This is a genomic window from Pseudomonas sp. FEN (genome assembly GCF_904067045.1).
Lineage (GTDB): Bacteria > Pseudomonadota > Gammaproteobacteria > Pseudomonadales > Pseudomonadaceae > Aquipseudomonas.
Genome location: NZ_CAJFDC010000001.1, coordinates 718,169 through 734,604 on the forward strand (window position 1 = coordinate 718,169; position 16,436 = coordinate 734,604).

The following is a 16,436-nucleotide window of genomic DNA, read 5'->3' on the forward strand; positions in this document are numbered from 1 at the left end:
ATGCCAGTCAGCATTGCCTCGGCACGGCCTTTCGCGGTGCACTGCCGGCCGCTCAGATCGTGTCGTTCACGGCAGCCTTGGTGAGCGTGTCGATCAGGCGCTCGCGGTCCCGCTCGAAGAGCGGAGTCTCCTGCTCGTAGGCCAACTCCAGAAACCTGCACCAGAACGTCTGCGATCGCAGGTAATGGTAAAGGTCGCTGGCCTCCGGCGGCGCCGCTTCCAACTGTCGGACATACTCGACCATCGCCTCAAGATCGGCGTGGTCCAGTTGCACCCGCTCGGTGTAGAACCGCTCGTTGCACAGGTCGGGCAATTCCAGCCGCTCGGCCAGCAGTTCCCAATAGGCCCGATAGACAGCGGGATCGATGGTCTTGCGCCAGAACATCAGCAGGCGGAACTTACCCTTCAACAAGTGCAGTATCCGCGCTCTGGCTGCCGCCTTATCGAGCATGCCCAGTGCCTGGTGGCACAGTACCGCGAACTCGAGTTCATTGAAGATCCGCAACCGTTCCATCCCGCTCGCCGCCGCCGTCCGTTGCAGGAAAAACAGTTGCTGGCACAAATCGGCGCTGTCGGCCGCCGCCTCCACGACTTGCCAGACGCGCCGTGTCAGGTCGCGGCGCGCAACGGAAAACGCGGGATCATGGAAGGTCGCCAAGGCGCTCAGGTGTTCCAGGAACGCAAAGAATCCGCCGGAACCCGGCTCGTCCCTGACGCATTGCCAGCATTCGTTCTGTTGGGCAGTCCGATCCATCGCCGCGCCCCAGGCCGCGATGCCGACAGGCACTGAGAGCTCGGCGGGGGTGAGCCCGAAGGTAATGCCCGCGGCTTTTTTTTCCCGTGTATAAACCGATAGCTTGGCCAAGGTGTCGGGCAGCAGCGGATTGTCCGCCAGATTCACCCCACGGTTGAGCGACGGTGCGGCCAACAGCACGCTATCCGGTACCTGCCGGATGCGGTTATGACTCAAGTCGAGGACGCTCAGTTGCTTGAGGAAGAGCACGCCCGAGGGCCAGGCATCAATGCCGGTCCTGCTCAGGTCCAGCGACTGCAAGCCCGACAGGGCGGCGAAGTCGGGTAGCAACTTCAGCGGGTTGCCCTGCAAGTTCAGATACTTCAATTGCCGCAGTGCCGCCAGTTGCAAGGCACCGGCCGTCGTCAGAACAATGTGGTTAGCTTCAAGGTCGAGCTCTTCCAGACACTGGAGCTCGCCGATTACATGAGGCAGTCGCCTCAGGTCGGCAGCATACAGGCGCAAGTGTTTCAAAGCCGGAAAGGCACGCAGGAAAGCGCTCACGTAGCGGATATCAAGGTTCATGTCACGGATGAGCAGTTGGGTCACGTGCTTGAACTGCACGTTGAGTATCGGCATCTGCTCGACAGCAAAACCTTCGAGCAGTAGCAGGCCGCCAAGAAGATTGCGACTTTCCCAGCGCCAGCAACGCCTGATCCTGGATGCCATCGCCTTGCGCGTTCTCATCGTCACGATCCGTTCCGCGCCGCTGTCTGCCAAGGGAGCGTCGACCCAGGCCAGCAGGTCGTGCTTCAACGTGGCGTAGTCGTTTTCCAATGCCTCGACCGCCGTTCGTTGCTCCGCACTCGTGCGCCCCAGCGACTGGAGTATGTCGAACAATTCCTGGTGGGTCGCGCCGCGATAGAGTCTTTTCAGTTTGCCGAACAACTCCACCGACGGCAGGCCGGCGCCGCGACCACTCATTGCAATACCGATCCGCCCGGTGCGCTGGCGGACCAGACGCCGCGGCAAGAGCGCCCAGGGGTGGGCCGGACGCAAACCCAACCATCGGCGCAGCTCGCCACGCTGACGAATCGCCTGCTGGTAGACCAGGGTTTTCAACGCAGCTCCCGGACCCTGAGTCCCGCCCCAGGGCAAGCGGGCAGGCAGATCCTGAATCACCCGGGACAGGGCCAGGAGCAGGTCGCTTTGCAGCGCTCCCCGGCGGGAGACCTGCTCGCCCTCGACGATAAACGACTCATAACCGTTCTGCGTCTTCACCACCACCCGCTGCTTCGCGGTATTGACGCTGCCGCTGCTGTCCAACAGCGGACCGTCGATTCCCGTTTCGCGGATTTCGATCCGGGCCTGGCCGGGCCACCCCGGCAGTTCCCTGAGCAGCGGCAGCAGGATCCGATCGCTCAGGGCATTACTCGGCGCGTGGGGGCTCAACCCCATGAGGGCCCTACCGAGGAGCGCTTCGTCACTCCACCAACGGGCTTCTTCGGCCAACGCCAGGGGGATACGCCGAACCTGAGCGATCAGCCGACGTTGCCAGGACTCGCTGTACTCCAGCATTTCCTCGGCCACGCCGGCGGGCAGGTGAGGAAAAGCCCGCTCAAGCGTGCTCGCCAACGACTCCGTGACCTTGACACGTTGCCTGGACAGGCCATCGAGCAGCACCTGCCTGACTCGCCGTGGGTCACTCTCCAGACTGCGCAGCAAAGCACCGATCACCTGGCTTTCATCCGACTCCGAATCGACGGCCAACCACCGGCGATCCGCCTCGCCGACAAACTCGAGTGCCGTTTCGAGGCCCTTGGGCAAGACTGTCGAGCGCCAGGTCAGCACGGCGAGGTGCTGCTCGATATCCAGACAATCCCTGAAGCCCTGCATGAACGCCGTCAGGAATGCCGGAGGACGCAGATTGCACAAAATCGTCTGCCGCAACAGGCTGTCGGAGGTCGCGCTGATGGCCAGTATCTGCTGGGCGAGCGTCTCGGAAAACGACGAGGCCTGTCCGCCCAGGCGACGGAACGCAGTCAAGTCGTCCCAGCGCAGTGGATCCTCGAACTCATGCCACCAGGCCGTGACCCCGTTGTGTTCCAGGCGCGGCGTGTAGGCCCCCGGCAAAGCACTGGGGTTGATCCGCCAGTCCTCCGGCAAGCCGGTATTTTCAATGCGATACAGGTGTCCCTCCAGAGACAGATAAGTGTTGCCGCCCTGCCGATAGCGACCCGCCGCATCGGGCATCAGCGTCGAAGGCAGGGTGAGCGTTTCCTGGCAACGCTCGATGGGCAGGTGGACGCGGCCGTCCTCGCCCCGACGCTGCTCCAGGACGCCCGCGATCAACTTGCGCAAGGCCTGCACGTCGCTAGCATCCGCCACACCCAGCCGACTCGCTGCATGCTTCTTGAACAGTGCCGCCAGCGCCAGGTAGAAGCTGTCGTGAGTCGCACTGGTGCGTACCTGTGGACACAGGGTCAACCCCAACTGCTCCTGGATCAGTAACTCACCCGCCAGTTGCAACCAGGCATCGGTATCGCGATTGGCCGCTCGGCGCTGGTGGATTCCGTCCAGCGCCCGGCCCAGGCGGGTCAAGGCTTGCGCATCGGCCAGGGCACGGGCATGGGCCCCGGGCAATTCGCCGCTCTCCAGCAGCCGTTGGCGCTGTAGCGCGCCCATTGGCATGCGCCGCAGGTACTCGGCGATCCGGGTCAGCGACAGCCCGGGATACAACCCCATCAGCTTGAGCACCAGCGGCGGCAAGGACGGCGCGACCAACGACAGGTAATGACGGGCCGGGGCCGTCGAAGTCGAACGGTCCAGGCCATCATGGCTACTCAGCATCTCGAACAGCGCTGGCCGCTCCAGTCGGGCCAGGGCGTTGACCTGCTTGCGTATCGCGCTGTTCCACTGGCGCCGGACAAAGGGCTGGAAGTCGCCCTTGAGCGAGCAGTCGGGCAACAGGCTGAGGATCAGCGCCTGCGCGCCCTCTTCATGGGCCAGCGCGTCGGCCATCGGTCGTGAGCCGGCGACTTGTTCGACATAGCCGCCATCTTCCAGCCTTCGAATGGCCACCTGCTGCTCGAAGTCGCTCAGGCGCTCCCGCCGACCATGGACCTCCAGCAACTCGCCACCGGGTCCGTGGATAAACAGCCCGACCGCTTCGGGCCAATCGGACAGCCGTGGTAGCAGACAGAACAGTGCGCGCTCGGCATCCGCCGGCAAGCTCAGTCGCGCATCACTGCTGGCGATCAGCGCATTGAGAGCAGCGTCGATCTGCTGGCGCCGCACGGCCTCGACCAGCGACGCCGGTGGCAACCCACCCGACCAGAGCGCCTGCAACTGCAGGCGGCGAACGCCGCTGATGCTCAGCAGCACCTCGGCCTGCTCGGCAGTCCCCTGGAGCAGCATCCGTTCCAACCAGCGGGCATCGCTCAACGTATCGCTGTCATCCAGGTCCGGCACCCAGCACCGCGCCCGCGGGTCGAAGCGCATCGGCGCGCGGAATCCCGCCGGGTCGGCGGCGACCGCCACATAGCGCTTGAGTCCGGCATCGTATTCAAGCCGGACCTGAATCGAACGGCCCTGCTCCCGCACCTCGCCGAACAGTCCCCCAGCGTCTTCGAACAGGCCCCGCTCGTCCGCGGCAAAACGCTCCTTCAGCCCGGTCACGGAAACCGCATAACCGCTCAGGTCGAGCTTCCACAGCCGGGCCGGGCCCTGGGCCGGAGTCACTTTGCGCCACCGCCCGATCTCCAGGGACAACGCCTGAAAACGCCGTTCCATGAGCTGTCCGGCATAGCCGAGCGCGCTCACGGTCAGCAGCACCGAGCCGACGCTGGCCAACGCCTGCCCCAGCGCCTTGGGCCGGCCCTGGAATGTGCCGAGGATCCCATCGGCCAACTCCAGCCCCAGCTGCGCGAACATCAGTCCCGCCAGCGCCCGGCCCAGGACCCCGAAACCACCCGGAACCGGCAGCATGAGGATATTCAGCAACAAGTGCATGGCGGCGAGAAAGCCCTCCTTGACGGCTTGCAGATCGTGCTCGGTCTTGGAGACCGCGATCGCCTGGGTATTCAAGCGAAAACGCCAGGCGTAGAACTCGGCCAGAGCCTTGCCGGGGCTGAAATCGCTGCTCCTGTCGCCATACTCGAACGTCAGGTCCTGGATGCTATCCCCCGACCAGAACCACTCGTAAAGCTCCGAAACGGTCGACGTCCAGTGCAGCCTCTTGGGCTGGCGGTGTTCCTTGATCCATTGCCAGAACTGGTGCTGCTGCTTGAAGGCCAGCGACGAGATCAACCAGCGCAGCCGCTTACCGGCGCTGTCTTGTTGCAGTTGCGCCTTGAAGTCCTGTTCGAACGCCGCCTTTGAAGCGTGGTAGCGCAAGGCACCTCCCGGCCGGTCGACACAGTAGCTGTAGAGCCCCTCCTGCCCGACGATCCCGAAGACTTGCAGCGGCAGGTAAATCGCGTCCAGCGGCTCGTGCTCGATATCGAACAGGTGCAACAGCTTGCTCTCGATGGACGCCAGGACCCGGTCGAGGCCGGCCTTCAGACCGCCCGGCAAGCGCAGGGCGACATAGGATCCCTTGAGCCGCGGATGCGCCGTCGACAGCTCGTCCCTGAGGGCGACAAAGGCACTGTAGGTCAGGCCCGTGCTGGCCGGCTGCCGGGCCGAGTCGTACAGGCCGAAGTGGATTTCGGCCTGAGTGAAGGCCCGTATCGAGCGATCCAGCGGCCCGTCAGCATGCATCGTCTGCTCGATATGGGGCTTGAGCACGGCGCCCAGATCGAGCTCACGGACGATCTCGACAAATTGCTCGGTCGCGAGCAACCAGCGTCGATCATTGATATCGACCTTTTTGTCGGAGGAAATCCAGCGGCGCTTGAGATTGGCGTAGCTGGCGTCGGAGAAAGCGAAATTCAGGCAGGCGGCCTGCCACAGGGTCATGGTCGAAACGCTGACCGTGCCGATGCGCCGCTCGAAGCTCTCCACCTGCACCGGAGGGCCTTCCCCCCGTGGCTGCGGAGCCTGCACGACCGCCTCGATCACGGTGTGGAGGTAGGTGGCGTGCGGGTCGAGGTCAAGACCCGAGACTGCGCGCAAACGCTCACGCAGTCTGGTCAGGCCGGCTTTTTCGAAAGCCTCGACCACCTTTCGGCTCTCTTCGTCGAGGGTCGAGCGGGCCGCCATGAATTGGCGATAGCGTCCCAACCAAGTGCGCTGTTCCGCTTCATGCAGCGGTCCCATGGCCGCCTTGAAGGAAATCGCCAGTTGCTCGATGACCTGCTGCCGCGCCCAGCTCTTCTGGCTGTGCAGCAGGTCGGCATCGCGCCGTACAAACGCCGACAATCCTGGATCGTCGACTTCGACGGGAGGTGACGCGGGCTCATCCCCGGGGACAACATCAGTGCTGTGTTCAACGGGTCGGTTCATGGCAGGACTTCCTGTTACGCCGTGGAAAGCGTCAGGTTATCCAGCCATGGGGATGGGGCTGATCTACATAGATCTGCTGTCCACTATGCCACCTTGGCCTGCGTGGGGTGCAAGCGGGGCGCGGGTTTACGGAACACCAGCACGTTGCCCGCCATCACCGCCACCAGCCCGAGCAGGGCCGGCGCGCTCCAGTGATAGCCCTCGGCATAGGCCGAGACATTCAGTGCCACCAGCGGAAACAGCACCGTGCAATAGGCCGCGCGCTCCGGCCCCATGCGCCCGACCAGGGTCAGGTAGGCAGTGAAGCCGATCACCGAGCCCGGAATCACCAGGTACAGCAGCGAGCCGATGTAGCGGCTGTTCCATTCCATCGCGAACGGGATACCCTGGAACAGGCAGTAGACCGCCAGCATCGAAGCCCCATAGAGCATGCCCCAGGCGTTGGTGGTCAGCGGCTTGAGTCCGGCCTTCTGTTGCAGACTGGAGAGCAGGTTGCCGGCCGAGAAACACATGGTGCCGAGCAACGCCAGCCCGAGGCCCAATAGCGTATGCGGGCCGGCGGTGTGCCCGGACAGTTCCGGCCAGAACAACAGGCCCAGGCCAAGCAAACCGAGGGCCCCGCCCAGCAGCACATTGCGGGCGATCTTCTGTTTGAAGAACACTCGCGCGTTCAGGGCATTCCACAAGGTCGCCGTGGAAAACACCACCGCCACCAGGCCGCTGGGCACCCACTGGCTGGCGGTGAGAAAACACATGAAATTCAGACAGAACAGGCACAGGCCCTGGGCCAGGCAGATCAGGTGACCACGACGGTTCATCGCTTGCAGGCGGCGACTGAGCAGCAGCATGACGAACAGCACCAGCGCCGCCAGGCCGAAGCGATAGACGATGGAGACCGGGATCGCCACCACGCCCAATTGCAGTTTCAGAGCGATCCAGGTGGTGCCCCAGATCAACACGGTAAGCAGGTACAGAAACAGGTTCATGTGGCGGACTCCCGAAGACAGGCCCCAGTGTCGGCGCAAGACCTGCTCCGGCGCTTGCAGAAACTTGCGCTTTTATCGCTGCCGGGCTGCCAGGGCCCGGTCTACGGAGTAGGATGCAAGGCGTTGGAGAACAAACCATGCCCGCACTCGATACCCTGCAAGTCTTTCAAGCCTTGAGCCGCTCGCCCAACTCGCGCCTGGAGCACAGTGCCGAGTTGGGGGACGGCCTGGTGGCGGCCGTGTGGAGCAACCATCACGACGCCCAGGACTACGAGGCGCCCAGCCATCACACCCTGTCCTGCTATATCGCCGGCGGCACCGGGACCTATCGCCGTGACCGCCCGGACACCAAGGGCAGCCCGGACAAACTCTGCATCCTGCCCGCCGAGCACCAGTCCGGCTGGGTGATCAACGGCAGTATCCGCCTGGCGCACCTGTATTTCAGCCCGGAACAGTTCGCGCTCGGCTGCGTGACGCTGCTGGACCGTGAGCCGCGTGAACTGCAGTTGCAGGAACACACCTTTCTCGACGACCCACAACAGGCCCGGCGTTTTCGTCAACTGATCGACCTGAACTGGGACGAGCCGGCGGAACGCCTGCTCGGCAGCAGCCTGGCCCACGAGTTGCTCGACCATACGCTGCTCAACCAGGTCGGTTTGCGCCAGGGCTTGCGCTTGAAAGGCGGTTTGGCGGCGCATCAACGGCGCCTGCTGGCGGAGTACATCGACAGCCGGTTGGACCAGCCGTTGAGCCTGGGCGAGTTGGCCGGGTTGTGTGCGTTGTCCGAGTATCACTTTGCGCGGATGTTTCGCCAGAGCTTCGGCCTGGCGCCCCATCAATATGTGCTGGCACGGCGTCTGGAGCGGGCGCGGGTGTTGTTGCGCGGCGGCGTGCAGCCGCTCGGGGAGATTGCCCTGGCCTGTGGTTTTGCCAGTGCCAGTCATTTCAGCAACCGCTTCCGCCAGATCCTGGGGGCAACGCCCGGGGAATACCGGCAAGCCTTCGAATACTAAGGCCGAATTGAAGCCGAGCGCAGTCTTGTGGCGAACGGGCTTGTCGGAACGCCACTATTTAGTTAGTAGTACCCGGCTGATGATCAAGGCACCCCTCAGTCAGCTTTGTTGGCCAGCGCCATCACCACCTGGTCCTCCACCGCCTTGACCTGCCGTCCCCCTACCATGTAGTTGTTGCTCAACATGGCAAATACCAGCGGTCGCCCATCCCGGCTGGTGACATAGCCGGCCAGCGACGACACACCGCCCATGCTGCCGGTCTTGGCATGCAGGTTGTTGGCCGCCGCCGTGCCGCGCAGGCGTTTGCGCAGGGTGCCGCCGATCATCCGCTCGGGATTGCCGGCCACCGGCAACGCCGCGTACCAGGCCTGGAACCAGGGCCGGCCGCGTACCGCCAACAGCATGTCGCTGAGGGTCCGCGCCGACACCTGGTTACGCCGTGACAAGCCGGAACCGTCGAACTGCATCAACTCGCTCGGCGACACTCCGTGGCTCTGCAGGAAGCCGTTCACCGCCGCCACGCCCGCCGCCGCCGTGCCCGCATGGGCGGTCTTGCGGCCCATGGACTTGAGGAGGATTTCCGCCATGTTGTTGTTCGACAACTTGAGCAGCGGCGCCATCAGCTCCGCGAGGACCGGCGACTGGTGCTCGACCAGCGGCTGCGCCGAGGCCGGCGTGGCGACGCCCAGCAGACTGCCACCCTCAACCGCGATACCCTGTTGGGCCAGGGCGCTCCGGAACAGGTCGGCCACCAACCCGGTCGGCTCCCAGACGCTGACCTGGGCGATACGCTCCGCGCCCTTGGGCAGCGTGCCGTCAATGCGCAGCAGGTTGCCGCCATGGCCGCGACTGACCACCAGCGGACCGCCACGGCCGGTTTTGGCCCGATTGAGCACGTTCATATAACGGTTGGCCGGGGTGAAACTGACCCGCACCGGCTGGTGCGCGGTAGCGCCTGCACGCACATTGACCAGGATCGAGCCGACATCGAGGTCGGCGTTCGGCGACACGCTCAACGCGGAAATCTGTGCCGAGAAATACTGTTGCTCATCGTCACTGGACCAATCGGCCCCCAGCCGCTCATGGTCGAACGCCGTGTCATCGAAGATCAGCCGTCCACGGATCCGCGTGATGCCTTTGCGGGCCAGCCCGGCCGCCAGGGCCTGGTAATCTTCCTGGCGCATGCTCGGATCGCCCGTGCCGCGCAGGTACAGATCGCCCAGCAGCACGCTGCCTTGTTGCACACCGCTGCTCAGCAGGGTCGTGGAAAAACGATAGTCGGCGCCCAGGACCTCCATCGCCGCCGCGGTGGTCACCAGCTTGAGGCTGGAGGCCGGAATCAGTCGACTCCGCGGGTTGTATTCGCAAACCAGTTTGCCAGTGTTCGCCTCGCGCACCACCAGCGACGTCATCGCGCCTTGCAGCGCCGGGGCACTCAGGACGCTGTCGAGCCCGGCACAAAAGGCCGAGCGCGGCAACGGCAGGGGCAACTGCGCCGCTTGCAGGACCACCGTTCTCGCCGGCTCGGGCGGCCGTGGCGCCTTGCTCGAACAGGCCGCCAGCAGCACGCACAACGCCAGCGCGCCCCCCTTGCCCATGAAACCCCGTACCGAACTCATCTCGCGCCTCGAACTCAACCGAAAAAATACCAATGAGCCCTGCCAGGAGCAGCGGCTCGTCACTCATGAGGCACTTGGGAACAAGGGACTTACCGAGTCGACAGGGAGAATTATGCGGCAATCGCCCCCCGGGAATCCATGCGCAAGCTATGGGTTTTCCAGGGACGGGGGCTGTAGCCCGAAGCACCGGGGCGATGACGAAAAAGCTCGACGATGAGCGTCCTCCCCCGGTACTCCACGCCATGTCGATCAGAACTCCAGAGTGCTGGACACCGACACCTGCCGGGCATCGCCCATGGACACGAAAAGCTGGCTGGCCGCCGAGGTGTAGTAGACCTTGTTGAACAGGTTCTTCACATTGAGCTGGAGCTTGACCTTCTGCCCTTCCACTTTGGTGTCGTAGGTGGCAAAGGCATCCGCCACGGTATAGCCCGGCAGCTCGAAGGTGTTGGCCGCGTCTCCGCTCCGCTCGCCCACGTAGCGCGCCCCGGCGCCGGCCCGCAGCTTGTCGCCGCCGCCAATGATCGAACCGAAGTCGTAGACCGCCGACAGGGAGCCGGCGTTCTTCGCCACATTTTGCAAGCGGTTGCCCTGGTAATTGGCGTCCTGGGTGACCTGGGCGTCGGTGTAGGCGTAGCTGCCGATCAGGCTCCAGCGCTCGCTGAGCTGCCCGCTGGCATCCAGCTCCACGCCGCGCGAGCGGACCTGGCCGGCCACGCTGTACTGGGTGGTCGGGCCATCGGCGACGGAGACCAGCACATTGCGCTTGTGGATATCGAAGATCGCCGCCGTGGCGGTAATACGCCCGGGAATATCCAGCTTGGTCCCGATTTCCCAGGCCTTGGACTGTTCCGGTTCAATCGAGCCGTCCAGCACCAGGCGGGTATTGCTGGTCACCGCCAGCGGAGCGATGGTGGAGTTGGGCTTGAAGGATTCGGTGTAGCTGCCATAGAACGACAGCTCATCGGTGTAACGGTACACCAGGCCGGCGCGGGGCACGAACTTCTGACCATTGCTGTCGGTATTGACCTGGAACGGTCGGCCCTTGCCGGCGTACTGGTCGTACATCTGGTAGCGCCCGCCGGCAACGAGGATCCACTGCTCGTTGAGATGAATCGAATCCTGGGCGAACACCGCGTCGCTGCGCAGCAGGTCGGTCTGGTCGCTGTCCTTGGCGCTGACGCTGGAACCGGCGACTTCACGACCATAGACCGGGTCCAGGTAACTGAAGGTGCTCAGCGAGTTCTGGCGGATCAGGTCGGCACGATAGATCTTGCGGTACTCGTCGTCCACGCCGAACACCAGGTCGTGACGCATGCCAGCCACGTCGACCTTGCCGTCGAGGCTGACGGTGGTAAACCGGTCGCTGGCCAGCGCGCCTTTGGTGCCGTCCATACTGCGCACCAGGGTGCCATTGGCCGGGTTGACCGAGACCACCCGGACCTGGCTGGCATCGTAGGTTTCACGGTTCCAGCTATAGCCGAAATGGGCCTTCCAGTTGTCGTTCAGGTCATGGTCGGCTTCGAAATGAACCAGGTCCGAACGCCCTTCCATGTTGTTGAACGGCTCGTCGAGCCGGCGATCCTTGGGAATGGCCAACGGGTGATTGGTCCGGGGATCGATGGCCGTGCCACGGTCGAACGGGGTCAGGAACTCACGGTGCTCGTAGGACAGCAGCAACTGGGTGGTGTCGCCGAACCAGGCCAGGGACGGGGCGATCAGGGTCTCGCGGTGGGCTCCGAAGTTACGCCAATAATCTTCCTCTTCACGGTCGAGCACCATACGGTAGGCGAGCCCGGAATCGCCGAGGGCGCCGGTGCTGTCGAGGCCGCCGCCGCTGCCGTTCTTGCCGGCGCCGTAGGTCGAGCCGCGCAGGGTTACGGCGTTGTACTGCTCAAGCTGAGGTTTCTTGCTGACCAGGTTGACCACCCCGCCCGGGTCCTGGATCCCGTAGAGCAAGGAGGCCGGGCCCTTGAGTACCTCGACCCGATCGGTGGTGGCGTTCAGCGCACGGCCCTGCACCAGCGGCATGCCGTCCTGCATGATCGAACCGTTGCGGTTGTCGCCGAAGCCGCGAATCATTACCGCGTCCAGGGTGCTGCCGAGGGTGTTGGCCTGGGTGATGCCGCTGATATTGTTCAGCGCGTCGTCCAGGTTGCGCGGCGTCTGGTCACGCAGGACCTGGGCCGAGACCACGTTGATGGTCTGCGGGATTTCCTGCAGCGACGCACTGGAGCGGGCCACCGAGGTGACCTGCGGCGGCTGGTAGCTGGTGGTGTCCCGCTGCTCGCCATTGATCGTGGTGGCGCCAAGGTTCAGGGTTCCCTGGGCCGCCGAGGGTTCGAGGGCCTGGGCCACGCTCAGGGGCAGCAAGGCCAACCCCGAAATCGCCAGCGTCGACGCGCCGAACCACCACTTGAGCGAACTGCCTGCTACCGATTTTGCCCTGGACTTCATGTGTGCAACCCGTGCGTAGAGAAAACATTAATACGAATGAATCGATAGGCCGCAGAGATCCCACCGATGGCGCTTTTCACGGTTGAACCCAGGAATCCGAGAAGACCGGGCGCAACGACAAGCGCAATCAGGAAAGTCAGCGCGAATAGACGCCAATATTAATGATAAAAATTCTCATGCGCAAACAGGTATGACAGTTCAACCGAGCCCAAAACGACAACGGGCCTGCAATGCAGGCCCGTCGTGGTCAATGTTGGCGATCAGCCATTGGCGGCCAGTCGCACGCGTTCTTTCTCTTCGAACTCCTCTTCCAGCAGCGCGTCTTCCAGGTCGCGGCGCTCGCCGATGGTGGCGGCCGCGCGTTTGGCTTGCAGTTTGCCGAACAGATGCTCCAGTGCATGTTCCAGTTTGGTCGCCGCGCCATCGATCGCCTGTTCCAGCGTATCGGCTTTATGGGTGACCGAAATCGGTTGATGGCCTTTTGGCCGCGCTTCCATCTGGCAGCGCATATCGTGGGGACCGGGCTTGTCGCCGTTCTCGTCCGCCAAGTGAACCTCGACCCGTGTCAGGTCTTCTTCATAACGTTCGAGCGCACTCTCGACGCTCGTCCGGACCCACTCCTCCAGTCGAATGCTGCTTTGAATATGGTTATCACTATTGACTTGGATTTGCATAGTTCTTCCCTTATTTCAGCTAGCTTGCAAGAGGCTCGCCGGCAACGCCTGGCGGCGTGCTGAACATGACCTCTTGATGACAGAGTTGGGCAGTTGGAAAAACAATTCAAGCCCTTTGAAAAGATAAATAATTATCCGACGAAATAGCCGGACAAGCCCGTAACGCGCTGTTAATGTCGGGAGTTGGGTCGAGTCGCTTTACTGTCACCTCCTGCTCCTACAATTGACCGTATCAAGCGTCGCGCAGTCCCGGCAGCACCTTGCGCTCGCGGGTGTAGCTCAGGACGAAATGCGCCACCAGACCGAAGATCAGTCCCCAGAACGCCGCCGCCAAACCCAGGAAGCTCATGCCCGAAGCCGTCACCAGAAAGGTGATCAGCGCCGCTTCACGCTGTTTTTCCTCGGCCATGGCGCCACTGAGTCCGGCACTGATCGCGCCGAACAGCGCCAGCCCGGCCAGGGACGCGATCAGCTCCTTGGGCAAGGCGCCGAACACCGAGGCCAGGGTCGCGCCGAAGGTGCCCATCAGGATGTAGAAAAACCCGCAGGCGATACCGGCGATATAGCGCTTGTCGCGGTTTTCGTGAGCCTCGCGCCCGGTGCAGATCGCCGCCGTGATCGCCGCCAGGTTGAGGCCATGGGCCCCGAACGGCGCCAGCAGCACCGCACAGGCGGCCGTCAGCGAAATCATCGGTCGCGCCGGCTGGGGATAACCGGCCGTGCGTAGCACCGCCATGCCCGGCACGTACTGGCCGGTCAGGGTCACCAGGGCCAGCGGCAGGCCGATGTTGATGATCGCGTGCCAGCTCCACTGCGGCGCGGTGAAGATCGGCTGCGCCAGCGCCACGCTGATCGAGGCCTGGTTCAATTCGCCCATCGCCCCGGCGAAGGCACAACCGACGACCAATACCGACAGAATCGCGTAACGCGGCGAGAAACGCTTGCATAGCAGGTACACGGCAATCATCGACAACACCAGCGCCGGTTGCAGGCGGATCGAGGTGAACAGCTCGGCGCCGAAGCGAAACAGGATCCCCGCCAGCATCGCCGCGGCAATCGCCTTGGGCAGGCGGCTCATCAACTTGTCGAAGGCCCCGGACAAACCCACCACCAGGATGATCAACGACGCCACCATGTAGGCGCCGATCGCCTCGGCGAACGACACCGTCGGCAGCATCGACACCAACAGCGCCGCGCCGGGCGTCGACCAGGCGGTAATCACCGGAATCCGCAGGCGCCAGCTCAACAGCAGGCCGGTGACGCCGCTACCGATGGAAATCGCCCAGATCCACGACGACACCTGCTCGCTGGACAGATGGGCCTGGGAAGCGGCCTGGAACACGATGATCAACGGGCCAGCATAGGAAATGACCACAGCGATAAAGCCGGCGATCAGCGCCGATAACGAAAAGTCCTGTCTGAGGTTACTCATAAGCGTCGGTACCTGGGCATGGGAAATATTGAGTCGATTGCTGCGCATATAAGCGCAAAAATTGATTCGATACAATAGATTCAATTTGAATCCATACACCCTGTGATAAGCTTGCCCGCACTTTTTCAGGATCGGTAGCCATCAAACATGTGGGTTCCTCGGCTCAGCGACTTCAACCAACCGGTGTATCTCTCCATCGCCGATGCGCTGGCCCGGGATATCGCCAGCGGTGCGCTGAAGCCCGGCAGCCGCCTGCCGACGCTGCGGGAGTTGGCCCAGGCGCTGGAGGTCACCCCGGGCACCATCAGCCGTGCCTACAGCGAGGCCCAGCGGCGCAAGCTGGTGCAGGGTGAAGTCGGTCGCGGCACCTATGTGCTGGAACAAGGCGTGGTGCCCGCGCCGCGCCAACCGACATCGACACTGCTGGCGTCGGGGCCGGCCGACCTGCTCGACCTGTCGATCATCAAGCCCCACGGCGAGCCCCTCGAACACGAGTTGCGCGATGCCCTGGTGAACATGGCCAACGATGCCGATTTCGCCCGCGCCCTGGACTACGCCCCCGACGGCGGCCACCCCGCCCATCGTGAAGCCGGCGCCCAGTGGTTGCGCCAGTCGCTGCCCGATGCGCAGTGGCAACAGGTGGTCATCACCGCCGGCGCGCAGCATGGCCTGATGGTCGCCCTGAGCGCCCTGAGCAACAGCGGCGACCTGGTGCTTTGCGAAGCGCTCTGCTATCCGGGCATCATTTCCCTGGCCCATGGCCTGGAGCGGCGCCTCGGCGGCGTGGCCATGGACGCGGAAGGGATCATTCCCGAGGCCCTGCGCGAGCGCTGCCAGCAGGAACGACCGGCATTGCTGATCTGCGTCGCCACCTGCCAGAACCCGACCACGGCGATCATGTCCGCCGCGCGCCGGGCGCAGATCGCGGCGATTGCCGAAGAGTTCGACTTCATCATCATCGACGACGATATCTACGGTTTCCTTGCCAGTGACCCGACGATCAAGCCGTTGTCCAGCTATGCCCCGCACCGCTCGGTGTACCTCACCAGCCTGTCGAAATCGGTGATGCCAGCCCTGCGCATCGGCTACCTGTACAGCCCGCCGAAACTGCTGTCGCGCCTGACATCGATGGTCCGCAGCAGCATCTGGATGCCGTCGCCACTGACCGCGCAGCTGGCGAGCATGATGCTCGGCGAAGGACTCGACACGCGCCTGGTGGCGCTCCAGCGCAACGAAGCAGCCGCCCGCCAGGCCATCGCCGCCGAGGTGTTTCGCGGCTTGCAGGTCAGCACCCAGCCCCATAGTTATCACCTGTGGCTGACCCTGCCCGAGCCCTGGAGCGCTGATGAATTCACCCTGCTGGCACGGGCCAACGGGGTGCTGGTACTCAGCGGCACGCAGTTCCAGGCCGAGCGCCAGGGGCATACCCGCAGCGTGCGGATCGTGTTGATGTCACCCACCAGCCGGGACGAACTGCGCTTCGCCCTGACCAAGCTGGCCAGCCTGATCGACGCCGACCCGCGACGTTTCTACTGAACGGTTGTTTATTCGGCACAAGCCTTGCAGATTCATCAAGGCAGTCTCAATGCCGTTGTGTCCCGACATGAAGTCAGGGCGCCTGATCTGCCGCCGGTCCGGAATCGACGAACCAACCCGGCCAGCGAGCAGTCAATGAATGCAGGTTTCGAGCAGAGTGGTGACACACATGGATAACCCCTTTCAGTTGATCAATGACGCGTTCCAACCCGAGTACCGGGTCAACCTCAGCCTCCAGGGACTGGACGGCGACATCATGCTGACCCTGTCCAACGCCGATGGGGTGGTGGCCAAACGGATGATCAGCGCCGATCAGCGCAATGATCCGCGACGCCTGAAACGCCTGATCCAGAGCGTACAGTTCGGCATCGCCATCGAGCAGGGACACTGTGCGATGGAGATTCTCACGGCCATGACCGACGGCGACAGCCTCAAACTGGCGACGCTTCCCGCACCGCTGTGGAACGGCGCCGGCCATCGCCTGGGGCGCCCGGCCACGTCGACCGGGCGGGTGCTGACCCTGCCGGTTCGTTAAGCAGCC

General features: G+C 63.7%; 9 protein-coding genes. 3 read left to right on the forward strand and 6 right to left on the reverse strand.

Translation table 11 applies throughout. The features are described from left to right. Positions 1-52: 52 nt before the first annotated feature. Positions 53-6,178, reverse strand: coding sequence for an NEL-type E3 ubiquitin ligase domain-containing protein (locus PFEN_RS03385; RefSeq protein WP_191485617.1), 6,126 nt, complete (start codon positions 6,176-6,178; stop codon positions 53-55). A gap of 83 nt (positions 6,179-6,261) precedes the next feature. Then, complete coding sequence (locus PFEN_RS03390) at positions 6,262-7,164, reverse strand: DMT family transporter (protein ID WP_191485618.1); 903 nt, start codon at positions 7,162-7,164, stop codon at positions 6,262-6,264. A 137-nt stretch (positions 7,165-7,301) separates the two neighbouring features. On the opposite strand from PFEN_RS03390, the gene PFEN_RS03395 reads away from it, so the two are divergent. After that, complete coding sequence (locus PFEN_RS03395) at positions 7,302-8,177, forward strand: helix-turn-helix domain-containing protein (protein WP_191485619.1); 876 nt, start codon at positions 7,302-7,304, stop codon at positions 8,175-8,177. A gap of 95 nt (positions 8,178-8,272) precedes the next feature. On the opposite strand, the gene dacB is transcribed toward PFEN_RS03395, so the two are convergent. From dacB to PFEN_RS03415, 4 genes are all read right to left on the reverse strand, one after another. Beyond that, complete coding sequence (gene dacB / locus PFEN_RS03400; protein WP_191485620.1) at positions 8,273-9,796, reverse strand: D-alanyl-D-alanine carboxypeptidase/D-alanyl-D-alanine-endopeptidase; 1,524 nt, start codon at positions 9,794-9,796, stop codon at positions 8,273-8,275. A 249-nt stretch (positions 9,797-10,045) separates the two neighbouring features. Next, positions 10,046-12,253, reverse strand: coding sequence for a TonB-dependent siderophore receptor (locus tag PFEN_RS03405; RefSeq protein ID WP_191485621.1), 2,208 nt, complete (start codon positions 12,251-12,253; stop codon positions 10,046-10,048). Between the two features lie 260 nt (positions 12,254-12,513). Then, positions 12,514-12,927: an HPF/RaiA family ribosome-associated protein gene (locus PFEN_RS03410; protein WP_191485622.1), complete on the reverse strand. Its 414-nt coding sequence runs from the start codon at positions 12,925-12,927 to the stop codon at positions 12,514-12,516. 232 nt (positions 12,928-13,159) lie between these two features. Then, entirely contained in the window at positions 13,160-14,359 is a 1,200-nt protein-coding gene (locus tag PFEN_RS03415; protein ID WP_191485623.1) for a benzoate/H(+) symporter BenE family transporter, read from the reverse strand. A 147-nt stretch (positions 14,360-14,506) separates the two neighbouring features. On the opposite strand from PFEN_RS03415, the gene PFEN_RS03420 reads away from it, so the two are divergent. Both PFEN_RS03420 and PFEN_RS03425 read left to right on the forward strand, forming a co-directional pair. Then, the gene (locus PFEN_RS03420; RefSeq protein WP_191485624.1) at positions 14,507-15,895 is read left to right on the forward strand and encodes a PLP-dependent aminotransferase family protein; all 1,389 of its coding nucleotides are present in this window, start codon (positions 14,507-14,509) and stop codon (positions 15,893-15,895) included. Between the two features lie 169 nt (positions 15,896-16,064). Beyond that, a complete protein-coding gene (locus PFEN_RS03425; RefSeq protein ID WP_191485625.1) occupies positions 16,065-16,430 on the forward strand; it encodes a DUF3509 domain-containing protein in 366 nt (121 codons plus the stop codon). Positions 16,431-16,436 lie beyond the last annotated feature (6 nt).

Excerpts from the sequence above, each read along its gene's own strand:
- PFEN_RS03405 (WP_191485621.1), bottom strand. The coding sequence starts at position 12,253 with ATGAAGTCCAGGGCAAAATCGGTAGCAGGCAGTTCGCTCAAGTGGTGG.
- PFEN_RS03425 (WP_191485625.1), top strand. The coding sequence starts at position 16,065 with ATGGATAACCCCTTTCAGTTGATCAATGACGCGTTCCAACCCGAGTAC.
- PFEN_RS03395 (WP_191485619.1), top strand. The coding sequence starts at position 7,302 with ATGCCCGCACTCGATACCCTGCAAGTCTTTCAAGCCTTGAGCCGCTCG.
- PFEN_RS03410 (WP_191485622.1), bottom strand. The coding sequence starts at position 12,927 with ATGCAAATCCAAGTCAATAGTGATAACCATATTCAAAGCAGCATTCGA.
- PFEN_RS03390 (WP_191485618.1), bottom strand. The coding sequence starts at position 7,164 with ATGAACCTGTTTCTGTACCTGCTTACCGTGTTGATCTGGGGCACCACC.
- PFEN_RS03415 (WP_191485623.1), bottom strand. The coding sequence starts at position 14,359 with ATGAGTAACCTCAGACAGGACTTTTCGTTATCGGCGCTGATCGCCGGC.
- PFEN_RS03420 (WP_191485624.1), top strand. The coding sequence starts at position 14,507 with ATGTGGGTTCCTCGGCTCAGCGACTTCAACCAACCGGTGTATCTCTCC.
- PFEN_RS03385 (WP_191485617.1), bottom strand. The coding sequence starts at position 6,178 with ATGAACCGACCCGTTGAACACAGCACTGATGTTGTCCCCGGGGATGAG.
- dacB (WP_191485620.1), bottom strand. The coding sequence starts at position 9,796 with ATGAGTTCGGTACGGGGTTTCATGGGCAAGGGGGGCGCGCTGGCGTTG.